General features: G+C 67.2%; 14 protein-coding genes. 6 read left to right on the forward strand and 8 right to left on the reverse strand.

From position 1 onward, the window contains the following. The first annotated feature begins 42 nt into the window (after window positions 1-42). Entirely contained in the window at window positions 43-1,122 is a 1,080-nt protein-coding gene (locus MJ122_RS12235; RefSeq protein ID WP_239744351.1) for a C45 family peptidase, read from the forward strand. 167 nt (window positions 1,123-1,289) lie between these two features. Further along, window positions 1,290-2,627, forward strand: coding sequence for an MFS transporter (locus tag MJ122_RS12240; protein ID WP_239744352.1), 1,338 nt, complete (start codon window positions 1,290-1,292; stop codon window positions 2,625-2,627). Here MJ122_RS12240 and MJ122_RS12245 read toward each other — a convergent pair. Continuing rightward, window positions 2,620-3,504, reverse strand: a complete 885-nt coding sequence (locus MJ122_RS12245; RefSeq protein WP_239744353.1) for a DMT family transporter — start codon at window positions 3,502-3,504, stop codon at window positions 2,620-2,622. The genes MJ122_RS12240 and MJ122_RS12245 overlap by 8 nt on opposite strands. Window positions 3,505-3,834: 330 nt before the next feature. Here MJ122_RS12245 and MJ122_RS12250 point away from each other — a divergent pair, with 330 nt between their 5' ends. Further along, complete coding sequence (locus MJ122_RS12250; protein ID WP_017517913.1) at window positions 3,835-4,761, forward strand: cation transporter; 927 nt, start codon at window positions 3,835-3,837, stop codon at window positions 4,759-4,761. A 98-nt stretch (window positions 4,762-4,859) separates the two neighbouring features. Here MJ122_RS12250 and MJ122_RS12255 read toward each other — a convergent pair whose 3' ends face one another. Next, window positions 4,860-5,378: a ProQ/FinO family protein gene (locus MJ122_RS12255; RefSeq protein WP_088417120.1), complete on the reverse strand. Its 519-nt coding sequence runs from the start codon at window positions 5,376-5,378 to the stop codon at window positions 4,860-4,862. 206 nt (window positions 5,379-5,584) lie between these two features. Beyond that, window positions 5,585-6,004, reverse strand: coding sequence for a group II truncated hemoglobin (locus tag MJ122_RS12260; protein ID WP_239744354.1), 420 nt, complete (start codon window positions 6,002-6,004; stop codon window positions 5,585-5,587). Between the two features lie 170 nt (window positions 6,005-6,174). On the opposite strand from MJ122_RS12260, the gene MJ122_RS12265 reads away from it, so the two are divergent. From MJ122_RS12265 to MJ122_RS12280, 3 genes are read left to right on the forward strand one after another with little or no spacing between them, the layout of a single operon-like run. Continuing rightward, the gene (locus MJ122_RS12265) at window positions 6,175-6,999 is read left to right on the forward strand and encodes a sulfotransferase (protein WP_239744355.1); all 825 of its coding nucleotides are present in this window, start codon (window positions 6,175-6,177) and stop codon (window positions 6,997-6,999) included. Window positions 7,000-7,050: 51 nt separating this feature from the next. Further along, entirely contained in the window at window positions 7,051-14,754 is a 7,704-nt protein-coding gene (locus MJ122_RS30040) for an Ig-like domain-containing protein (RefSeq protein ID WP_275590673.1), read from the forward strand. Between the two features lie 53 nt (window positions 14,755-14,807). Continuing rightward, window positions 14,808-16,304, forward strand: coding sequence for a TolC family protein (locus tag MJ122_RS12280; RefSeq protein WP_088417116.1), 1,497 nt, complete (start codon window positions 14,808-14,810; stop codon window positions 16,302-16,304). Window positions 16,305-16,370: 66 nt separating this feature from the next. On the opposite strand, the gene MJ122_RS12285 is transcribed toward MJ122_RS12280, so the two are convergent. The 5 genes from MJ122_RS12285 to MJ122_RS12305 form a co-directional block, all read right to left on the reverse strand. Further along, window positions 16,371-16,685, reverse strand: coding sequence for an AzlD domain-containing protein (locus MJ122_RS12285; protein ID WP_239744356.1), 315 nt, complete (start codon window positions 16,683-16,685; stop codon window positions 16,371-16,373). Then, window positions 16,682-17,380, reverse strand: a complete 699-nt coding sequence (locus MJ122_RS12290) for an AzlC family ABC transporter permease (protein WP_088417582.1) — start codon at window positions 17,378-17,380, stop codon at window positions 16,682-16,684. Before MJ122_RS12290 ends, MJ122_RS12285 begins: the two co-directional genes overlap by 4 nt. A 72-nt stretch (window positions 17,381-17,452) precedes the next feature. Then, window positions 17,453-18,946: an MFS transporter gene (locus MJ122_RS12295; RefSeq protein WP_239744357.1), complete on the reverse strand. Its 1,494-nt coding sequence runs from the start codon at window positions 18,944-18,946 to the stop codon at window positions 17,453-17,455. Between the two features lie 106 nt (window positions 18,947-19,052). Next, window positions 19,053-21,437: a hybrid sensor histidine kinase/response regulator gene (locus MJ122_RS12300; RefSeq protein ID WP_088417114.1), complete on the reverse strand. Its 2,385-nt coding sequence runs from the start codon at window positions 21,435-21,437 to the stop codon at window positions 19,053-19,055. A gap of 10 nt (window positions 21,438-21,447) precedes the next feature. Continuing rightward, on the reverse strand, window positions 21,448-21,909 hold the full coding sequence (locus MJ122_RS12305) for a response regulator (RefSeq protein ID WP_088417113.1): 462 nt from the start codon (window positions 21,907-21,909) through the stop codon (window positions 21,448-21,450). Window positions 21,910-21,912 lie beyond the last annotated feature (3 nt).

Below are 21,912 nucleotides of genomic sequence, written 5' to 3' on the forward strand. Positions count from 1 at the left end.
TTGCTTCAATTCATTCGTTCATGTAGTAACAGGAGCCTTGCCGTGATTCTTCACACCTTCACCACCGACATCCGCGACCCGCTGCAGCGTGGCCGGCAGATCGGCGAAACCTTCGCCGAGCAGATCCGCCAGACCGTGGCGCTGTATCTGGACTTCTTCCCGCGCGTCGGCGTGGAGCTGGACAAGGCGCGCGCCATTGGCGAAGCGAGCCTGGCAGCGCTGGCCGACTGGTGCCCGGCCCTGGCGAAGGAGGTCGAAGGCCTGGCCCTGGGCGTCGGCCTGCCGCTTTGGCAACTGGCGGCGCTGAACGCCCGCACCGAGATTCTGGCGGTGATGCCCGAGCAACCGGTGGAAGGCGAATGCTCCACCTCCGTCTATGCCCCGGCGGGCGCTGCTGCACCGCTCAGTCTGCAGACCTGGGACTGGCACGACAGCCTGGTGCCCCACGGTCTGCTGCTGGGCTTTACGGGCAGCACCGGCCTGACTGCCAAGCTGTTCACCGAGTTCGGCATGCTCGGCAAGATCGGCGTGAACAGCGCCGGGCTGGGTGTGCACTTCAATATCCTGCACCACGCCAGTGACGACGGCAGCGCCGGGGTGCCGGTGCATGCCATCGCCCGTCGGGTGCTGGAGGAGGCCACCAGCGTCACCGAAGCCATCGATCTGGCGCGCTCGGCGCGGGTCAGTGCGTCCACCGTGCTCACTGTGTTCACGCGCAACGAAGTCCGCGCCCGCGCCGCCAGCATCGAGATGAGTCCGGCACACACCGCCGTGGTGGTACCGCGCGAAGATGGCTGGCTGCTGCACACCAACCACTTCCTCGACGGCGAACTGAGCTGGGGCGAGCGTACGGCGGACGTTTCCACCACCTATGCGCGCCTGGAACACCTCAAGGCCGCCACCGCCGGCATGACGGGCAAGGCCCTGCGCGAACGTGCCGACGCCTTCTGCGGCGCGGACGGCGAACAGGCGGTGGTGTGCTTCCACCCGGACATGTCCGAGCCGGATACCGAGCGCTGGGAAACCCTGCTGAGCATCGGCCTGGACACCACGAACTGCGCCCTGGAGTACGTCGCCGGTACGCCGAAGAAGCTGGCCGACGAAGGCTTCCTGCGTTTCTAGTTCGTAGGGCGCATAACGCGCCAGCGTTATCCGCCGCCGAGCTGTCGGCGGAAAACCCGTTCCGGGTTGTTTGCCCTACGCGTCATCGCATCCAAACCAACGCCCCGTGGCGGCCTGCCGGCCGCCGCGCGGGTTTCGTGTTGCCACAAAAACAAGAGTGAACCGCCATGATCGACCACACGCCCGCAGCCCCTGGCTCGCGCTCGGCCTTTCGCACCTTCTGCGTCTCCGGCATGGGGACCGCGCTGGAGTTCTACGATTTCGTCATCTACGGCTACGCCGCCGCACTGATCTTCCCGCAGCTGTTCTTCCCCGGCATGGATCGTCTGACCGCCGTGCTGGTTGCCTTTGCAGCTTTCGGCGCCGGCTTCTTCGCCCGTCCGCTGGGCGGCGTGGTGTTCGGCCACCTGGGTGACCGCTATGGCCGGCAGAAGGCGCTGGTCGCCACCCTGGTGCTGATGGGGGCGAGCACCCTGCTGATCGGCTTCCTGCCAACCCACGCCAGCATTGGCGCGGCGGCGCCCATCCTGCTGGTGCTGCTGCGCCTGGTGCAGGGTTTTGCCGCCGGCGGCGAGTGGGGTGGGGCGGCGCTGTTCGGCATCGAGGTTGCACCCAGGGGCCGTCGCGGTCTGTGGGGCAGCTTCACGAGCATGGGCATCGGCATCGGCGGCATCTTCGGTTCGGCGGTGTTCGCCATTGTCAGCTTCGCCTTCGACGATGACCTCTCCGGCATCGCCTGGCGCATCCCGTTCTGGCTTGGCGGCCTGCTGGTGCTGGTCGGCCTCTACGCGCGCCTGCAGAACACTGCACCGAAGCCCGAGGCCGCGCCGAAGGCCGAGGCGCGCATGCCGCTGATGGAGGCCTTCCGCCGCCGGCCGCGCGAGCTGCTGCTGTGCATCGGCATCGCTTTCGGCTACGTCACCATCGCCTATATCGGCAGCACCTTTTTCCTCGCCTACGCGACCGACATCGGCTACAGCAGCAGCCATGCCTTACTCTTCGACTTCTCGCTGTCGGTGGCCATCGTCGCTTCCGCGCCGTTCTTCGGGCACCTGTCGGATCGCTTCGGTCGCCGCGCGGTGATGATCTTCGGGGCGGCGATCATGGCGCTGGGGTTGTTCGCCTTCTTCCCGCTGATCGGTCTGCACAACCTGCCGTTGGCGTTGCTGGCTTATGTCGCCGTGGGCTTCTTCATGGGCGCGACCCAGGGGCCGATCCCGGCTTTCCTCGCCGAGCAGTTCCCGCGGGAAATGCGCTATTCGGGGATTTCCTTCAGCTACCAGATCGGTGCGGCGCTGGGCGGCGGCACGGCGTCGAGCATCGCCACCGCCATCCTCATCGCCACGGGCCGCAACCCGTTCGGCGTGGCGCTCTACGGCGCGGCGGCGCTATTGCTGGTGGCAGTGTGTTCCTGGCTGCTGCGGGAAACCTCGCGCCTGCCCATGGAAGTGATCGACCGCGACGATGCGGCGCCAAGTGCCGTATCGGTGCAGGCGATCAACTGACCGCGCGGACCCTGGTGCCCGGCACGAGACCGAGCACCAGGGCGCAACCGATCAGGATGATGAGCGCGCCCACGCCTTGCATCAGCGACAGGCTTTCGCCCAGCACCAGTGCACCTACCAGAACGGCGACGACGGTGACGACGAATTCCACGCTGATGGTTTTCGTCGCCCCGATACGCGCGACGAGCTGGAAGTACACGACGTAGTTCACCGCGCTGAGCACGCAGCCGCAGAGCAGCAGGAAGAGGAAGTCGATAGGCTGCGGCGTGCCGGGCACCGGCACCCAGATCAGCAGCGGAAGCGTCAGCAGCCCGCCGATCAGGAAGGCGCCGCAGGTCACTTCCCAGGGCCCGGCGGTACGCAGCTTCAGGCTCGCGTAGTTACTGCCGAAGGCCGCGCAAATAGCGCCGAACACCGAAGCCGCGCAGCCGAGGATGAATTCGTGGGTGATCGGCACCGCCGGAAAGCCCACCAGCAGCACCATGCCGCAGAAGCCCAGCAGCAGCCCGCCCAGGCCGCTCCAGGTGATGCGCTCCAGGCCCCAGAGACGGCCGATGAGCATGGAGAACAGCGGAATGCCGGCGACGAAGATGGCTGCCATGGCTGTGCCGATGCGTGGAGTGGCGTAGGTCATGCCGATCAGTTGGCCGGCCACCGTGGTCGCGCCGACCACGCACAGTGGCTTCCACAGGCCGTCGAAGTTCAACCGGCGGCCGGACAGCCTGGCCACGGCAAACAGCGTGAAGCTGGCGATCAGTGCGCGGAAGCTGACGGCGCCAACCCAGCCGAACCCGGCGATGGCCTTGAGCAGCACAAGGAAGGACAGCCCCCAGCCAATGGCCAGGAACAGGTAGGCGGCAAGGTCGCGCGGTTGCATACGACTCCGGTGGCGCAAGGCAGAAGGGCCACCGAAACGCGGCGGCGAATGCCGCTATCTTGCCGGGCCCTCGTGACGCTTGGGAAGGCGGCGCACCGACGTTGTTCTGTCCGGCAGCGGCGTTCGTTCAAAGGGGTATGACCCCGGTCCGTGTGCCTGTATGCCGGCCGCGGGTTGCCGGAGCATGCGAACTTGCATAACCACATTGCCGGGGCGCAATGGCCATGATTCGGGCCCTGGCTTATAGTCGCGCCCCCCAGCGAAACCGCCAGCCTCCTTCGGGCCTGTTTGCGGCAATACAATCACCAAGGCGCGAGGAGCACGCCAGTCATGAAAACAGAACAGGGCATCCTGCGGCTTTCCATCATCGTCACGGTGCTGCTCGCCGGTTTCGGGATCATCGTCGGCCTGCTGTCGGGATCCTTTTCCATTGTCTTCGACGGCGTCTACTCGCTGGCCGATGCGAGCATGAGCGGCCTGGCGCTGATGGTGGCGACGCTGATCCGCCGGCACACCACCGAAGGCGATGCCAGCCGGCGCCTGGCCGAGCGCTTCAACATGGGCTTCTGGCACCTGGAGCCGATGGTGCTGGCGCTCAACGGCACCCTGCTGTGCGGCGTTACGCTGTACGCCCTGATCAATGCCATCGGCCGGCTGCTAACGGGCGGTCACGCGCTGGAATTCGGCTTCGCCATCCTCTACGCGGCGGTCGCCACGCTGGTGTGTTTCTCCCTGGCGGCGGTGCAGTTCCGCGCCAACAAGCGCATCGGCTCGGACTTCGTCGCCCTCGACGCCAAGTCCTGGGTGATGTCCGGGAGCATCTCCCTGGCCTTGCTGATCGCCTTCCTGGTGGGGGATCTGGCCAGCGTGAGCGGGTACGCGCAGATCGGGCCCTATGTCGACCCGGCGGTGCTGGCACTGATCTGCCTGGTGATCCTGCCCATTCCCTTCCTGACCATTCGCCAGGCGCTCAAGGAGATCCTCCTGGTCACCCCGCCCGAGCTCAAGCAGCACGTCGATGAGGTGGCTGCGGAGGTGGTCGCGCAGCATGGCTTCACGGCGTACCAGGCCTATGTCGCCAAGGTCGGCCGGGCACAGCAGATCGAGCTGTATTTCATTGTGCCGCCCAATTGGCCGGCGCAGACGCTGGCCGAGTGGGACAGGCTGCGCGATAAGATCGGTGAGGCCATCGGCGACGAAGGTCCCAATCGCTGGCTGACCATAGCCTTTACCACCGATCCGCTCTGGACCCGCTAAGCATACCGGCCTTCAGGACGCGCCATCAGGCCCAGCGCGCGATCGGCGGTGGGCCATTCACCTTGTCGTCGATAGGCGACGGGCAAGGGGCGACGATCTCAGTCCGCTGTCGGCTCGGCTGCAGATTCTACCGTCGGAGCTGAGGAGGCAGGAGCCTGCCCCCGCGCTGCCTTCGCGCGATTGCGGCGGTCCTGGCCGCGTTGCCGCGAAGCCTGCTGCTTCGCATAGGCCGCCTGGGCCGCCGTCACGGTGCCCACTGCCTGCCCGGCCAGATCGCGGCGCGGTGCATCCTCAACCATGCTTGCCCAGTAACGTGCTCCGCGGCACCAGGTGGAGATGCCCAGCTTCAGTTGCTCGTCGGTCAGCCCCAGCAGTTCCAGATGCTGCTGGGCATCCTTGAGGATGCCCTCCTTGAGCGGAACCTTGGGCGCCGGATTTACCGGAAAGGCCAACGGAAAATGCTTCTGCAGGCGCCAGATGGCTTCCACCGCAGGATCCTGCTCGGCAGGTTTCGCGCGCGGTGAGGACGGCTTCGCGCGTTTCGCACTGTCGGCCTTGGCCTGTTCTTTTTCAGCCCGCAGGCGGTCACGTAGTCCAGCTAGTTGTTCAAAACCCATCGTTCAAGTCACAGCTTCGAGTGAATGCGAAGTGCAAGGATATTCGATGTTGCAGGCAAGAACATCCGGGCGAGGTCGAATCACCTGCCGGAAAGACCGACCACCGGTCGCTCACATCGCCTGGCGAGAGGCTCTGGCGACCCCAGGCGGCCCTGGGGCAGGCGGTAGTCCAAGCCTCGTTTTCGACCATTCCCAGGCCGGGCGGCTCAGCCATGCCGCGCCTGGCTCGCCTGCACCACCCGGTGCGCCGGTACGCGCAGTTGCGTCAGCAGGTACTCGGCGAACTCCAGCGAGAAGGGCTGCAACGCGATGGCGCGTTCCATGCAGCCCAGCCAAGCGGCACTGCGGGTTTCGTCGATCGGCCATTGGGCGTGGAAGGACGGGATGGAGATGGAGCCGTATTTTTCACTGAACAGCCTCGGGCCGCCCAGCCAGCCGCTGAGGAAACAGGCCAGCTTGTCGCGAGACTGTTCCAGGTTTTCCGGGTGCATGCGGCGCAGTTCGGCGGCGTCCGGCCATTGGTCCATCAGCCGGTAGAAGTCGTCGACCAGGCGACGCAGGCCGTCGATGCCGCCAGCGGCCTGGTAGGAGGCATCGCCAGTGCCGAAGGGAAGGGGGCTGCTCAAGGACGTGGCTCGCTGAGGTTCTGGAAGAGATGCCCATGATACTCGGCGCGCCAGCGGAGACTCAGCAGGATTGTCGGTTGTCTCAATTGTTGGCTGGATAATCTGTACGAAAGTTCCTGAAAGGAATAGGATTCGGCAATTGCAAAATGCCAGTGGGCTGTTGCGCAGGGATGCAGAACTTTCACTTCATATCGGGTTTGCCACGTTCGGGCAGTACGCTGCTGTCCGCCATCCTGTTGCAGAACCCACGCTTTCACGCCGGCATGTCCAGCCCCGTCGGCGGGCTGTTCACCAGCGTCCGCGAGCAATGCAGCGCCGGTAGTGAGTTCGCCCCGCTGATCAATGAGGATCAGCGCCGCCGCCTGCTCTGCGGCCTGTTCGATTCCTACTACGCCGACCAGCACGACAAATCCGTGGTGTTCGACACCAATCGCCTCTGGTGCGCCAACCTGCCGGCTCTGCGGGAGATGTTCCCGCAGGGCAAGGTGATCGCCTGCGTGCGCAACGTCGCCTGGATCATGGACAGTCTGGAAAGGCTGTTCCGCGCCAATCCCTTCGAGAATACCAAGCTGTTCGCCGACGCCAGCGAGCGCAACACCGTTTACAGCCGCGTCGAGACGCTGGCCCAGCGCAACCGGCTGGTGGGCTTCTCCTGGAGTGCGCTGAAGGAAGCCTTTTACGGCGACCAGGCCGACTCGTTGCTGCTGATCGACTACGACCTGCTGGTGCATAGCCCGGAAAAGGTGCTGCGTCTGGTCTACCAGTTCATCGACGAACCCTGGTTCGAGCACGACTTCGACAACCTCGCCTACGACGCGCCGGATTTCGATGCCGCGCTGGGTGTGAGCGGATTGCATCGCGTGCGGCCGAAAGTGTCGCTGCAGGAGCGCCGCACCCTGCTGCCGCCGGACCTCTTCGAGCAGTACAGCAAGCTTTCCTTCTGGGAAGACGGCAGCGCCAGCCCGGCCAACGTGATTCGCATCAAAAACAACTGACAAGAATGGACACGGCGGCAGAAGATCGCCGGTGCCGAAGAGGTGCATCGCATGCAGTGGATCAAGCGCGTGTTCGGCGGGGCTGCGTCTCGCCAGGAAGCAACCGGGGTTTCCCAACCGACGCTGATCATGGCGCTGGAGCCGCGCATGATGTTCGACGGCGCCGTTGCCGCCACCGCTGCCGAAGCGGCCAAGCCCACTGACGCCCACGATGCGGCTGCCGACAAGGCTGACGCGGGCGTCGCCAGCAAGGACAACGCCGACACCTCGCATGCCGCCACCAGCGACGCCCGCAGCGATGCGGGGCAGGGCGCAGTCGCCGGCAGCGGGCGCAACGTGGTGTTCGTCGACTCGCGCGTGGAGGATGCCCAGCAACTGCTGCAGGGCGTGGCCGCCAACACCGACGTGGTGTTCCTCGACCGCAGCGGCAACGGCGTGCAGCAAATGGCCCAGTATCTGGCTGCGCATCCCGGCGCCGCTTCTGTCCAGATCATCGCCCACGGCAACGCCGGCGACCTGTGGCTGGGCAGCAGCTACGTCAGCGCCGAGAACATCGCCGACTACGGCAATTCGCTCAGCCAGCTGGGCGCCAGCCTGCAGGCCGGCGGCGATATCTTCATTTACGCCTGCAGCACCGCCCAGGGTGAGCGTGGGCAGGCCTTCGTCAACGAGCTGGCCGGCCTGACGGGGCGTGACATCGCAGCTTCCGATGATCGCACCGGCCAGAGTTCGGACTGGGATCTGGAAGTGACCACGGGCGTCATCGAAGCGCGCCCCGTGCTCTCGGTCGCCTCTGCAGCCGCCTATCTGCATGACCTGGCCATTATCACAGTCACCAGCAACGCCGACGGCGGCGCCGGCACCCTGCGCACCGCCATTGCCAGCGCTGCGGCCGGCGACACCATCACCTTCAGCAGCGGCATGACCATCGGCCTCACCAACGGCGAGCTGGTGATCGCCAAGAACCTGACCATCGACGGCGACCTGAACAACGACGGCGTGGCCGATGTGACGGTGGATGCCGGTTACAGGAGCCGCGTGCTCCAGGTGCAGGCCGCCAGCAACGTCATGCTCGAGGGCCTGGTAATCACCCGCGGCCTTGTCTCGGGCAACGGCGGCAATGCCGACGTCGGCGCGGCGGCAGCCGCTGGCAACGCCTTCGGCGGCGGCATCTGGAACGCCGGCACCCTCACCCTGCTCAACACCTCGGTCACCGCCAACGCGGCAGCCGGAGGCGGTGGTGGTGGCGGCAACTTCGCCTACGACGGCGGTGGCGGCGGTGGCGGCGGCGCACTGGGCGGCGGTATCGGCGGCAGGGGCGGCGAATCGGGCGTCTCCAGCAATCTCGGCACCAGCGGCAGCGCCAACCAGGGCGGCCGTGGCGGCGCCGATAGCGCCTTCCTCGGCATGGCCGGGCAGGGCGGTACCGGCGTCGGCGGCGCCGGCGGCAGCTACTTGGGCTATTCCACCGGCGGCACGGGCGGCACCGCTACCAACGGCAGCATCAGCATCGGCGGCGGCGGCGGCGGCCTGGGCACCGACGCCACCGGTGGCGCCGGCGGCTCGGCGGTGGGCGGCATCTACAACGCGGTCGGCGGCACCATCAATGTGATCGGCAACTCGATCATCAGTACCAACCTCGGTGCCGGTGGCGGCGGCGGTGGCGGCGGTGCGGGCGGCTCGCTGGGCAACCAGGACGGCGGCGCCGGTGGGCGCGGCGTCGGCGCAGTGTGGAACAAGGGCACCTTCAACATCACCGCGGCCAACAATGCGGCCATGACCGGCAACGGCGCCGGCAGCGGCGCCGGCGGCCAGGAACTGGGCACCGGCTCGCCCGGCCCCAGCCCCGCCGCGGTCACCGGCATCTACAACGAGGGCACGCTCAACACCACCTATGTCCCCAATGCACCCCCCGTGTTGGGCGGCCTGCAAGGCGACAGCGTCACCTTCACCGAGGGCGACAGCGCCCGGCTGATCGACCTGGGCAGCAATGCCACGGTGTCGGACGGCGATTCGGCCGACTACAACGGCGGCAGCGTGCGGGTGTCGATCACCACCAACCGCGTCACCGCCGAAGACCTGCTGTCGATCCGCAACCAGGGCACCGGCGCCGGGCAGATCGGCGTCAGCGGCAGCACCATCACCTACGGTGGCGTCGCCATCGGCACCTTCACCGGCGGCAGCGGCAGCAACGATCTGGTGATCACCTTCAACTCGGCTTCGGCCACGCCGGCCGCAGTCGAAGCGCTGCTGCACAACCTGGTGTACAACAACAGCAACGTCGACAACCCCACCGCGTCGGCGCGCACCCTGAGCGTTACCGTCTACGACGGCGACAGCTACACCACCACCATCAACACCGTCACCGCCACCGTAGTGGCGCTGAACGACGCGCCCACGCTCAGCCCGGCCAACAGCAACACCAGCTATACCGAGGGCGGCAGCGCCGCCGTGCTCAGCGGCAGCCTGACGCTCACCGACGTGGACAGCACCACCTTCCAGGGCGCGACCGTCACCGTCAGCGACTTCCGTGCCGGCGACGTGCTGTCCGTCGGTGCGCCCAACGGCTTCACCGTCAGTTACGACAGCGGCACCGGCGTGCTGACGCTGAGCGGTGGCGGCTCGCTGGCCTCGTTGCAAGCCGCGCTGCGCTCGATCACCTATTCCTCGACCTCGGATGACCCCACTGCGGGCGGCACCGACGCCACCCGCCAGATCAACTTCACCGTCACCGACAGTGGCGGCGCCACTTCCACCGCGGTCACCGCGCAGGTGGCCCTCACCGCCGTCAACGACGCGCCCACGCTGTCCGGCGGCCCCTACACCTGGGCCGGCACCAGCGAAGACGCCATCTCGTCCGCCGTCACCGTCTCCACCCTGCTGGGCAGCACCACCCACGCCGACCCGGACGGCCCCGCCAGCGGCATCGCCATCACTGGCAGCAGCGGCGGCGGCACCTGGCAATACTCCACCGATGGCGTCATCTGGGCCGGTGTCGGCGCAGTCTCCAACAGCGCCGCGCTGCTGCTGTCCAGTACCACCCAGTTGCGCTTCGTGCCGGATGGCGCCAACGGCAGCGCGGCCGGCCTCAGCTTCCGCGCGTGGGACCAGAGTGCAGGCACCGCATCCACCAACGGCACGCGCAATACCGCCGACACCAGCACCAACGGCGGTAGCGCCGCGTATTCCAGCGGTACCGCGCAGGCCACGCTCACCGTCAGCAGCGTCAACGACGCCCCGGTGCTGACCCCGGTCAGCCCGACACTGACCGGCCTGACCGATTCCGACACCAACAATCCCGGCGTAGCAGTGTCCAGCTTCCTGGCCGGCCATGTCACCGATGCGGACACCGGCGCGGTGCAGGGCATCGCCCTCACCGGCCTGACCTCGGGCACCGGCACCTGGCAATACAGCACCAACGGCGGCGCCAGCTGGCAGAACGTCGGCGCGGTCTCCGACGCCTCCGCGCTGCTGCTGCGCAGCGGCGACCGGGTACGCTTCGTGCCCGATGGCATCAACGGCGGCAACGTCAGCCTGACCTACCACGCCTGGGACCAGAGCGGCACCACCGCCGGCCAGCAGGGCACCAAGGTCGACGCCAGCGCTACCGGCGGCACCCATCCATTCTCGGCCGCCAGCGATACCGCCACCCTGACCGTCACCGCCATCGACGACGCGCCGGTGGTCACCGCCAGTGGCGGCAGCGCCGCCTTCGTCGAAGGCAACAACGTGACCTCGATCCCGGTGGTGATCGATAGCGGCCTCACCGTCTCCGACAGCGATTCGCCGCAGCTCTCCAGCGCCACGGTGGCGATCAGCGGCAACTTCCTCGGCAGTCAGGACGTGCTGGCCTTCACCAACAATCCGGCCACCATGGGCGACATCGTCGCCAGCTACGACAGCGGCACCGGCATCCTGACGCTGACCTCGGCCGCCGGCGCTTCCGCCGCCCAATGGCAGGCCGCGCTGCGCAGCGTTACCTACAGCAACAGCTCGGATACCCCGTCCAGCATCGACCGCACCATTACCTTCAAGGTCAACGATGGCAACAGTGACAGCGTCCCGGCCAACCGCATCGTCACCGTCGCCGCCACCAACGACGCGCCGATCGTGTCGATGCCGGGCAGCCTGACCGCCGCCGAGGACACTGCCACCGCTATTACCGGCATCAGCTTCGCCGATGCGGATGCAGGCAGTGCCAGTGTCACCGTCACCCTGTCGGTCGGCAGCGGCACGCTGTCCGCCGTGGCCGGCGGCGGCGTCACCGTGGGCGGCACCGCCAGCGCGCTGACGCTCTCCGGTTCGATCGCCAACATCAACGCCTTCATCGCCGGTGGCGCCGTGTACTTCCTGGGCGCGCCCAATAGCACCGCCAACGTCACCCTTACCGCCGGCATCGATGATGGCGGCCACTCCGGCGGCGCGGTACAGACCGGTAGCGGCACCGTCAGCATCGCCATCACCCCGGTCAACGACGCGCCACACGTCAGCGCGCCCCCGTCGATCGGCGTCACCGAGGATGTGCCGCAGGCGCTCACCGGCATCAGCTTCAGCGACCTCGACGCCGGCTCGGGCGTGGTCAGTGTGCAGTTCAGCGTCGCCCCTGGTAGCGGCACCCTGGCTGCCACCAGCTTCGCCGGCGTCACCGTGCTCGGCTCGGGCACTGGCACGCTCAGCCTCAGCGGCATGCTGTCGGACATCAATGCCTTCGTCAGCGGCGGCGCGGTCAGCTTCACCGCTGCGCCCAACGCTACCGGCAACGTGGTGCTGGACGTCTCGATCGACGACGGCGGCAACACAGGCAGCGGCGGCAGCCAGAGCGACCACACCACCGTTACCCTCACCGTCACCGCCGTCAATGACGCCCCGGTCAACAGCGTGCCGGGCACCCAGAGCGTGTTGCAGGACGGCACCCTGGTGTTCAGCAGCGGCAACGGCAACCCGATCTCCATCGCCGACGTGGACGTCGGCGGCGGCACGATACGCGTCACCCTCACCGCCAGCAACGGCCTGCTCACTCTGGGCAGCCTCAGCGGCGTGAGCTTCCTGGTCGGCAACGGCACCGGTGACGGCACCATGGTGTTCGAAGGCAACCTCAGCGCCATCAACAACGCCCTGGCCGGCCTGTCGTTCGCCCCCACCGGCGGCTACTACGGCCCCGCCTCGGTGCAGATCACCACCGACGACCTTGGCCAATCGGGCAGCGGCGGTGGTCAGACCGATACCGACACCATCCTGATCAACGTGGCCCAACCGAACCCTGGGATCATCAGCGTGGCCGGCGCCAGCCCGGACGGCACCTACAAGGTGGGCGACACCGTCAACATCACCGTCACCTTCGATCAGGCCGTCACCGTCAGTGGCGGCGTACCGACGCTGCTGCTGGAAACCGGCGCCATCGACCGCAGCGCGGTCTACGTCGGCGGCAGCGGCACCGACACGCTGACCTTCGCCTATGTGGTGCAGGCTGGCGACCACAGCGCCGACCTCGACTACATCGGCACCAACGCGCTGTCGCTCAATGGCGCCAGCATCGCCAGCGTCGGCCAGGGCAATCCCGCCTTCAACACTCTGCCCGGCATGGGCAGCCCCGACAGCCTCGCCGGCCACAGCGACCTGTTCATCGACGGCGTGGCGCCCGCTGTGGTCAGCGTGACCGTGCCGCCACCGGGCACCTACGTTGCCGGCCAGGCGCTGGATTTCGTGGTCCACTACAGCGAAGCCGTGGTGGTCGACACCACCGGCGGCACCCCGCGCATCGCCATCACCCTGGGCAGCGGCACCGTCCATGCCGATTACCTGTCCGGCAGCGGCAGCAGCGCGCTGGTGTTCCGACTTATCGTCGGCAACGGGCAGAACGATGCCGATGGCATCGCGCTGGGCGGCAGCATCGATCCGCATGGCGGAAGCGTGCGCGATCTTGCCGGCAACCTGAGCCTCGCCCCGCTCAACGCGGTCGGCTCCACCGCCGGAGTGCGGGTGGATACCCAGGGGCCCAGTGCAACCATCCAGGTTGCCGACACTGCCCTGAACATTGGCCAGACCTCGTTGGTGACCATCACCTTCAGCGAGGCGGTGAGCGGTTTCGACAACGCCGACCTTGACGTCGCCAACGGAACCCTGAGCGCGGTGAGCAGCAGCGATGGCGGCATCACGTGGACCGCGACCTTCACGCCTTCGTCGAACGTCACGGCCGCCACCAACGTCATCAGGCTGAACAACACAGGCTTTATCGACGCTGCCGGCAATGCCGGAGCCGGCAGCACCGACTCCAACAGCTACGCCGTCGACACCGTGCGTCCGAGCGCCACTATCAGTCTTGCCGACACAACGCTGACCGCTGGCGAAACGACGACGGTAACCATCGTCTTCAGCGAGCCGGTGAGCGGCTTCTCCAATGCCGACCTGAGCATCGCCAACGGTACCCTGAGTGAACTCGGCAGCAGCGATGGCGGTATCACCTGGACCGCAACTTTCACCCCTGACGCCAACGTCCGCGTCACCAACAATCTCTTCAGCCTGAACAATGCCGGCTACACCGATCTGGCAGGCAACTCCGGCGTCGGCTTGACCCAGTCGGCCAGTCTCAGCATCGATACCGTACGCCCGACCGCGACCATCGTGGTGGCCGAGAATGCCTTGAAAATCGGTGAAACCTCGCAGGTGACCATCACCTTCTCCGAGGCGGTGAGCGGTTTCAGCAACGCCGACCTGTCTGTCACGAATGGCACCTTGAGTGCAGTCAGCAGCAATGACGGCGGTGTCACCTGGACGGCTACTTTCACCCCGGCCAGCGCAGTCACCGACGCCAGCAACCTGATCACTCTGGACAACGGCGGTGTGCAGAACGCCGCTGGCAACAGCGGCACGGGAACCACGCTGTCCAATACCTTCGCCATCGACACCCAGCGCCCAGGTGCGACAGTGGTGGTGGCCAATACCGACCTGCGCCAGGGGCAGTCGTCGCAGGTGACCATCACCTTCAGCGAGCCGGTCACCGACCTGGAGCTTTCCGACCTGAGCGCCAGTAACGCCACGCTGTCCGGCCTGAGCAGCAGCGATGGCGGGCTGACCTGGACGGCGACGCTGACGCCGCTGCTCAACGTGATCGGCGCGAGCAACGTGGTGACGCTGAACAACCTTGGCTACACCGATGCCGCCGGCAATACCGGTGTCGGCGTCAGCCAGTCCAATACTTACGCGATCAACAGCATCTCCCAGGGCGGCGACCCGCAGTACCTTGTCGAACAGGGTGTGCGCCCGGTGGCGGTGGGCGGTGACCTGCCGGGCAACAGGCCGCAGGTTCCGTCAGTGCTGCAGAACGCCGGCCCGCCGACGCTTGGCCAGGTGCCGCTGCTCGACAGCAGCAACCGTGGCACTGCGCAGTCGGCACTGGGCAGCGTGTTCCGCCAGGCGCCGAGCCAGACCCAGCTTGCGCTGGTCTTCTCGAACAACGGCAGCAATGGCTTCGGCGACGGCAGCGGTCACGGCTTCCTCGGTTTCGGCGGCGGCGATGGTGGCGTCTTCGCCAGCAGCACCATTGGCGCGATCTTCGGCGAAGCCCGCGAGGGCGACGAGCAGGCGTTGTCGGCCTTCGGCCCGCGCCAGGGGGACATTGGCGGGGGCCTGAGCGGCGTGTTCGCCGGCAGGGGGCTCGACCAGCAATTGCAGGAAATGAACCAGCGCGAACAGCGTCAGGTCGCCGACCTGGCACGGGCTTTCGGCGAGCTGGGCCAGGAACGGCCGGCGGGTTGAAGGTGACAGGGCTCGGAATCTTCAGAAGCCGTACAGGGGGCGGCTCGATAACAATGAACAAGCATTTTCGATTCTTCAGCGTCAGCCTGCTGGCGCTGGCCATCAGCGGATGCGCCGTGACCAGCGAGCCGATCAGCCGTGCCGACAGTGAACAGCGTGCGCGTGATGACCTGGCCGGCATGTTCCGGTCCCAGGAGCCGCTCAGCGGCCCGCTGACGCTCAACGACGCGCTCGCCCGGGCCATCAAGTACAACCTCGAGGGCCGCCTGAAGGTCATGGAGCAGGCCCTGGCCAGCCGCCAGGTGGACCTGGCGACCTTCGACATGCTGCCGCGCATGGCGCTGGAAGCCGGCTATGCCGGGCGCAACAACGTCAGCGCGTCCTCCAGCAAGAGCGTGCTGACGAACCAGCAGTCCCTGGAGCCGTCCACTTCGCAGGACCGTGATCGCGACGTCGCCGACCTGACCATGGTGTGGAACGTGCTCGACTTCGGCGTCAGCTACGTCAGCGCCAAGCAGCAGGCCGACCAGCGCCTGATCCTCGACGAACGCCGCCGCAAGGTACGCCAGACCATCGTCCAGGACGTACGCTCGGCTTACTGGCGTGCAGTGGCCGCCGAACGACTGCTGGGCCGCATCGACAGCCTCACCGCCCGCGTCGAGCAGGCGCGCAAGGACAGCCAGAACCTCAGCAGCCAGCGTATCGGCGACCCGGTCCAGGCGATGAGCTATCAGCGCTCGCTGATCGAAGCCACGCGCCAGCTGGAAGTGCAGCGCAAGGCCTTGTCGCTGGCCAAGACCGAGCTGGCCACCCTGATCAACCTGCCGCCGGGCACCGATGTGAAGCTGGCGATGCCGGCCGAGGGCTACCCGCTGCCAGAGCTGAAGGTCAGCATGGACAGTCTCGAGCGCGAAGCACTGGCCTCGCGCCCGGAGCTGCGCGAGCAGGACTACCAGAGCCGGATCAGCGCCGCCGAGACCAAGAAGGCCATGCTGCGCCTGCTGCCGGGCCTGGAGTTCTCTGCCGGCGGGCATTACGACAGCAACTCCTACCTGGTGAACCAGAGCTGGGCGGACTACGGCGTCAAGGTCACCTGGAACCTGTTCAACGTGATCTCCGCCCCGGCGGCGATCAAGGTCGCCAAGGCCGGCGAGGATGTTGCCGCGGCGCGCCGTCAGGCACTCTCCATGGCGGTACTGGCGCAGTTGTACGTGGCCCAGGCGAACTACCAGGAGGCCCGCCGTCAGTTCCAGACCAGCGAAGAGCTGGCCAGCCTGGATGGCCAGATCACCCAGGAACTGCGCAATCGCCACCAGGCCCAGGGCATTGGCGAGCTCGAGCTGATCCAGGGCGAGCTGAACAACCTGCAGGCCGACCTGCAGCGCGACCTGGCCTACGCCGAGTTGCGCAACGCCTACGGCCAGGTATTCGCCAGCGTCGGCCTCGATCCGTTGCCGGCCCAGCTGAAATCCGACTCGCTCAGCGACATCGGCCAGGGCCTGGCCAGCCGCGAGGAGCAGTGGCAGCGCGGCGAGATCGCCACGCCCTGACCACTCGCCCCAGAAGAAAAAGCCCCGGCCAGCTGCCGGGGTTTTTTCGGGCTCAAGTTACGGGGGCTACAACCACCAGCGCAGCAAATAGAATGCGCCCATGCTCAGGAGCACGCTGAGCAGCACGTTGCGCGTCCACAGCACCAGCGCCACGGCGACCGCGGCGCCGAGCAGGTAGGGGTTGTCCAGCTGCAGGTTCAGCTGGTGTTCGGGGAGGAACACGATGGGGCCGCAGATGGCCGTGAGCATCCCCGGCACGGCGAAGCCGAGGAACTGCCGCACGTTGCTGTCCAGGCGGATCGGCAGGCGCGGTTCAAGGAACACGTAGCGGTTGAAGAAGACGATCAGTCCCATGCCGAAGATCACTGCCCAGGCCATCATGCGCGCACCCCCGAGAATTTCTGGCAGAGGAAGCCGGCGAACATCCCCGCCAGCCCGGAAAGCACCAGCGCCGAGCCGACCTGCCAATAGCTGAGCAGCACCGAGCAGAACAGCGAGACGGCGACGCAGACGACGGTGGGGATGTTTTTCACCACCGGCACGATCAGCGCGACGAAGGTGGCGGCGATGGAGAAGTCCAATCCCAGGTGTTCAAGCCCGGGGATGCTGGAACCCACCAGTACGCCGACGAGGGTGAAGAGGTTCCAGGCGATGTAGAAGGTCAGGCCCACACCCAGGGCGTACCAGCGGTTGAAGGCCTCGCGGTCGTGCCCGCTGACCAGGGCGAACAGTTCATCGGTGAGCAGAAAGCCCAGCCCGGCGCGCCAGCGCCCCGGCAGCCCGGAGATCACCGGGCGCAGGGTCATGCCGTAGAGCAGGTGCTGCGAAGTCAGCAGCAGGGTGGTGATCATGATCGAGAAGAACCCGGCACCGCCCTTGAGCATACCGATGGCCACCAGTTGCGCGGCGCCGGCGAAGACGATGGCGGAAAGGCCCTGGCCATGCAGCGGCGAGAGACCCGCGTCGATGGCCAGGGAGCCGGCGAGCAGTCCCCAGGGCAGGACCGCGAGCGACAGCGGCATGATGTCGATGGCGCCCCGCAGGAAGGCGCGTGAGGGAAGCGGGTGTTGGGACATGAAGGTTTCTTGCAGGCCGATGAGTGCCTCAAGCGTGGCAGAGGAACTCATCGCCTGGCTTGAACAATCTTGCTACGGATCCTGATCGGCGTTCACCTGCGACGACCTCACCTGAGAAAGCGGCGCCGCCACCGATTCCAGCGAACGCCGTTCCGCCGCGACGCCCCAGACCGCCTGGACCACGCCCGCCAGCAGCATCAGCGTGGCGCCGATCAGGTAGCCGAGAAACAGGTTCCAGCGGCTGGCGGACTCGATCAACTGGCCGAACAGCAAGGGCCCGGCGATGCCGCCCAGCCCGGTACCGAGGGCGTAGAAGAGGGCGATGGCGAGGGCACGGATTTCCAGCGGGAAGGTTTCGGCCACCGTCAGGTAGGCGGAGCTGGCCGCCGCCGAGGCGAAGAAGAAAATCACCATCCAGGCGATGGTCTGCCCGGTCGCGTCCAGCAGCGCGCGTTCGAACAGCCAGGCGCTGGCCAGCAGCAGGGCCCCGGATATCAGGTAGGTGGCGCTGATCATCAGGCGCCGGCCGAACCGGTCGAACCAGTGCCCGAGCAGTAGCGGCCCGCAGAAGTTGCCCAGGGCGAAAGGCAGCAGGTACCAGCCTGCGCGGTCGGCGGCGATGCCGTAGAAGTCGGTCAGCACCAGCGCGTAGGTGAAGAAGATCGCGTTGTAGAAGAACGCCTGCGCGGTGAGCAGCGTCAGCCCGACCAGCGAGCGGCGGCGGTGGCTGCCGAGCAGGGTGGCGATGACCTCGCGCAGAGGCGTGTGGTGGCGGCTGCGCAGGAGCAGCACGGCGTCCGTCCCGACCGGTGCGATGCGATGCCCCTGCTGGCGCAGGCGTTGTTCGATGCCTTCGACTATTTCCCGCGCGGCTTCCGGCTGGCCGTGGATCAGCAGCCAGCGCGGGCTCTCCGGCAGCCACAGGCGCATCGCCAGGATCACCAGGCCCAGCGCCGCGCCGATGGCGAAGCACAGCCGCCAGCCCAGTTCGGGACCCAGTAGCGCCGGGTCGAGCAGGATCAGCGAGCCCACCGCGCCCATCGCGGTGCCGAGCCAGAAGGTGCCGTTGATGGCCAGGTCCACCCAGCCGCGAAAGCGCGCCGGGGTGAATTCCTGGATGGTCGAGTTGATCGCCGAGTACTCGCCGCCGATGCCCGCGCCGGTGAGGAAACGGAACAGCAGGAAGCTGGCCGGGTTCCAGGACAGCGCCGTCGCCGCCGTGGCGCCGATGTAGACCGCGAGGGTGACGAAGAACAGCCGCCGGCGGCCGAGACGGTCGGTGAGCCAGCCGAAGAGCAAAGCGCCCAAGACCGCACCGGCGATGTAGACGCCGCCAGCCAGCCCGATATCGGCGCTGGACAGGTGCAGCGCGGGGCTCTGCCTCAGCGCACCCGCCACGGCTCCGGCCAAGGTCACTTCCAGGCCGTCGAGCAGCCAGGTGATGCCCAGCGCGATCACCAGCAGCGTGTGGAAGCGCCCCCAGGGCAGGCGGTCCAGGCGCGCCGGCAGGTCGGTGCGCTGGATATCGCCGGGCAGGCGCTGGCGTGAAGGTGCGAGCAGAGTCATCGGGCCGTCTCTTGCGTGGCGTACGTCCGGGCAGGACGTCGGCACGACGGTAGAGCCGGCCAGGCGCGGTGGAGTTCAGCCGGGCCGAGCAATGACACCGATACGCCTACTCGGTGCCCAGCAACTCGCCGAGCGCGCGCGCCAGGTCCTCATGGTGCACCGGTTTCTGGATGACCACGCTGCCGGGCAGCTCCAGCCCCTGCAGCTCGGCATAACCGGTGAGGAACACCACCGGCAGGTAGGGGAAGCGCTGGCGGGCGATCTTCGCCATCTGCGCGCCGTTGAGTTCGGGCATGGCGAAGTCGGTCAGCAACAGGTCGACCTCGCCATCGAGCATGTCCAGCGCCTGCTGCCCGCTGCTGGCCTGGCGCACCCGGTAGCCATAGAGGCGCAGGGCGTCCCCGAGCAGCTCGCGGACCAGGTCGTCGTCGTCCACCAGCAGGATGTTGCGGTCACGCCCGCTGTCGGCCGGCGTCGCCACCGGATCCTGCGGGCCGTCCACGGCGGTGGGCGAGTGCTCCACGGCCGGGAGGTAGACATTCACCTGGGTACCCCGCCCCGGCTCGCTGTCGATATGCACGCCGCCGCCGGACTGCTTGGCGAAGCCGAACACCTGGGCCAGGCCCAGGCCCGAGCCCTTGCCGATGTCCTTGGTGGTGAAGAAGGGTTCGAAGACCTTGCCCAGCACGTCCTCGTCCATGCCGCAGCCGGTATCGCGGATCGACAGCACCACGTAGTTGCCCGGCTCGGGATGCTCCGGGCGGCTGGGCTTGTGGGTGATGCGGGTGTTGTGGGTGGAGAGGATCAGCTGGCCGCCGCCGGGCATGGCGTCGCGGGCGTTGATCGCCAGGTTGAGGATGATCATCTCGGTCTGGGTCGGGTCGGTCAGCGCCTGCCAGATGCCTTGGTCAAGCTCCAGGCGCACCGAGATGTTGCCGCCCAGTGACCGGCGCAGCAGCTCCTCCAGCCCGGCGAGGGTGTCGTTGAGGTTCAGCGGAACCGGCTCCAGGCGCTGGCGGCGGGAGAAGGCGAGCATCTGCGAGGTCAGCTTGGCGCCGCGCTCACCGGCTTCGCGGATGTGCTGCAGGCGCTTGTTGGCCTTTTCCAGGTCGCCCTTTGCCAGGTCGCGCTCGAGGAAAGTCGCGCCGCTGAGGATCACCGTCAGCAGGTTGTTGAAGTCGTGGGCAACGCCGGCGGTCAGCTGGCCGACCGCTTCCAGGCGCTGCATCTGTTGCAGGGCCGCCTCGATGCGTTCGCGCTCGGCGATCTGCTCGCGCAGCCGCGAGTTGGCCTCGGCCAGGTCCAGCGCGGCTTCCCGCTCGCTGGTGATGTCGCGGGCGACCACGTAGAGCAGGGTGTCCTCGGGCACCACCACCCACGACAGCCAGCGCTGACGCCCGCTGGCGTGGCGGATGCGGCCGTCGAAGCGCGCGCTGGTGCCGCCGTGGGCGAAGGCAGCCAGCTCGGTGAGGAAGGACTCCTGGTCCTGCTCGGGCAGCAACTGCAGCAGCGACATGCGCGAGAGCATCTGGCGCTTGAAACCGAGGATGTTTTCCCAGGCCGGGTTCAGCGCTACTGGCGTGAGATCGCTGTTGAGCACGGCCAGCAGGTCCTGGGACAGGTCCCAGGAGCGGTCGCGTTCACGGGTGCGGCGTTCGACCCGTTCGCCGAGCATCTCGTTGAGCTGCTCCAGCGCCTGGGTGGCCTTGCGCTGCTGGTGGATGTCCTGCAGCACGCCGGAGAAGCGCACGCAGCGGTCATCGACGAACTGCGCCTGGCCGGTGCTGAGCAGCCAGCGCGGCTCCAGGCCGTCGGGCTGTTCGATGCGAAACTCCACGCGGTAACGGCCATCGCCTTGCGGGTCCATGGCGCGCTGTACGGCGTCTCGAACCCGCTGTCGATCATCGGGATGGATCCCGGCAAGGAACACGTCCATGCTCATCTCGGTGTCCGGCTGCAGGCCGAACAGCGTCTTGCAGCGATCATCCCAGAGCAGCAGGCCGTCCTCCGGGCGCAGGTCCCAGGTGCCCATGCCGGCGGCGTCGATGGCGATCCGCGCGCGCGCCTCGACGTCGGCCAGGGCTTCTTCGGCACGTCGACGACGCTGGCGTTCCTGCACCTCGGTGAGCGCCCGGCGCACGGCCTTGGGCAGCAGCGACAGGTTCTTCTTCAGCACATAGTCGGTGGCGCCGAGGCGGATCATTTCCACCGCGTGCTCTTCACCGTAAATGCCCGACAGGAAGATGAACGGGACGTCCGGCGCCAGGCGCTGGGCGATCGCCAGCACGTGGGTGCCGGAGGAGCCGGGCAGAACGCAGTCACAGAGGATCAGGTCGAAGCGGTCCTCATGCAGGGCGTGTTCGACACCGATGTGGTCGAATACCTGCCGTGCGTCGACCTTCATCCCGCTGCGCTCCAGGCGCAACAGGGTCAGCTCGGCATCCATGGCGCTGTCTTCGACGATCAGCAGTTTCAGCGCTACCTCGGGCATCAGCGCTCCATCACGGGTTACGTCTACGGTTCAGACGCAGCGAGCCGGGCGGAGGTTCATTGAGAACCGCCCAGAAGATGCCGAGATCGGAAATCGCAGTGACGAACTCCTTGAACTCCACGGGCTTGACCACGTAGGCGTTGACGCCCAGCTCGTAGGCGCGCTGCAGGTCCGGCTCCTCCCGCGAGGAAGTCAGCATGACGGTCGGGATGCTGCGCAGGTCCGGGGTGTCGCGTACCACCTTGAGCACTTCCAGGCCGTCGACCTTGGGCAGCTTCAGGTCCAGCAGCAGCACCGCCGGGTTGCCGTCGTCGCGCTGGGCATGGGCGCCGCGGCGCAGCAGGTAATCCAGGGCGTCGGCGCCGTCGCGCATGACGATGACTTCGTTGGCCAGCTGGCTGCGCTCCAGGGCCACCAGGGTCAGTTCCAGGTCCCTGGGATTGTCTTCCACCAACAGGATGGGTTTGAGCATGGT

This window comes from Pseudomonas sp. DP-17 (genome assembly GCF_022380625.1).
GTDB lineage: Bacteria > Pseudomonadota > Gammaproteobacteria > Pseudomonadales > Pseudomonadaceae > Pseudomonas > Pseudomonas nitroreducens_A.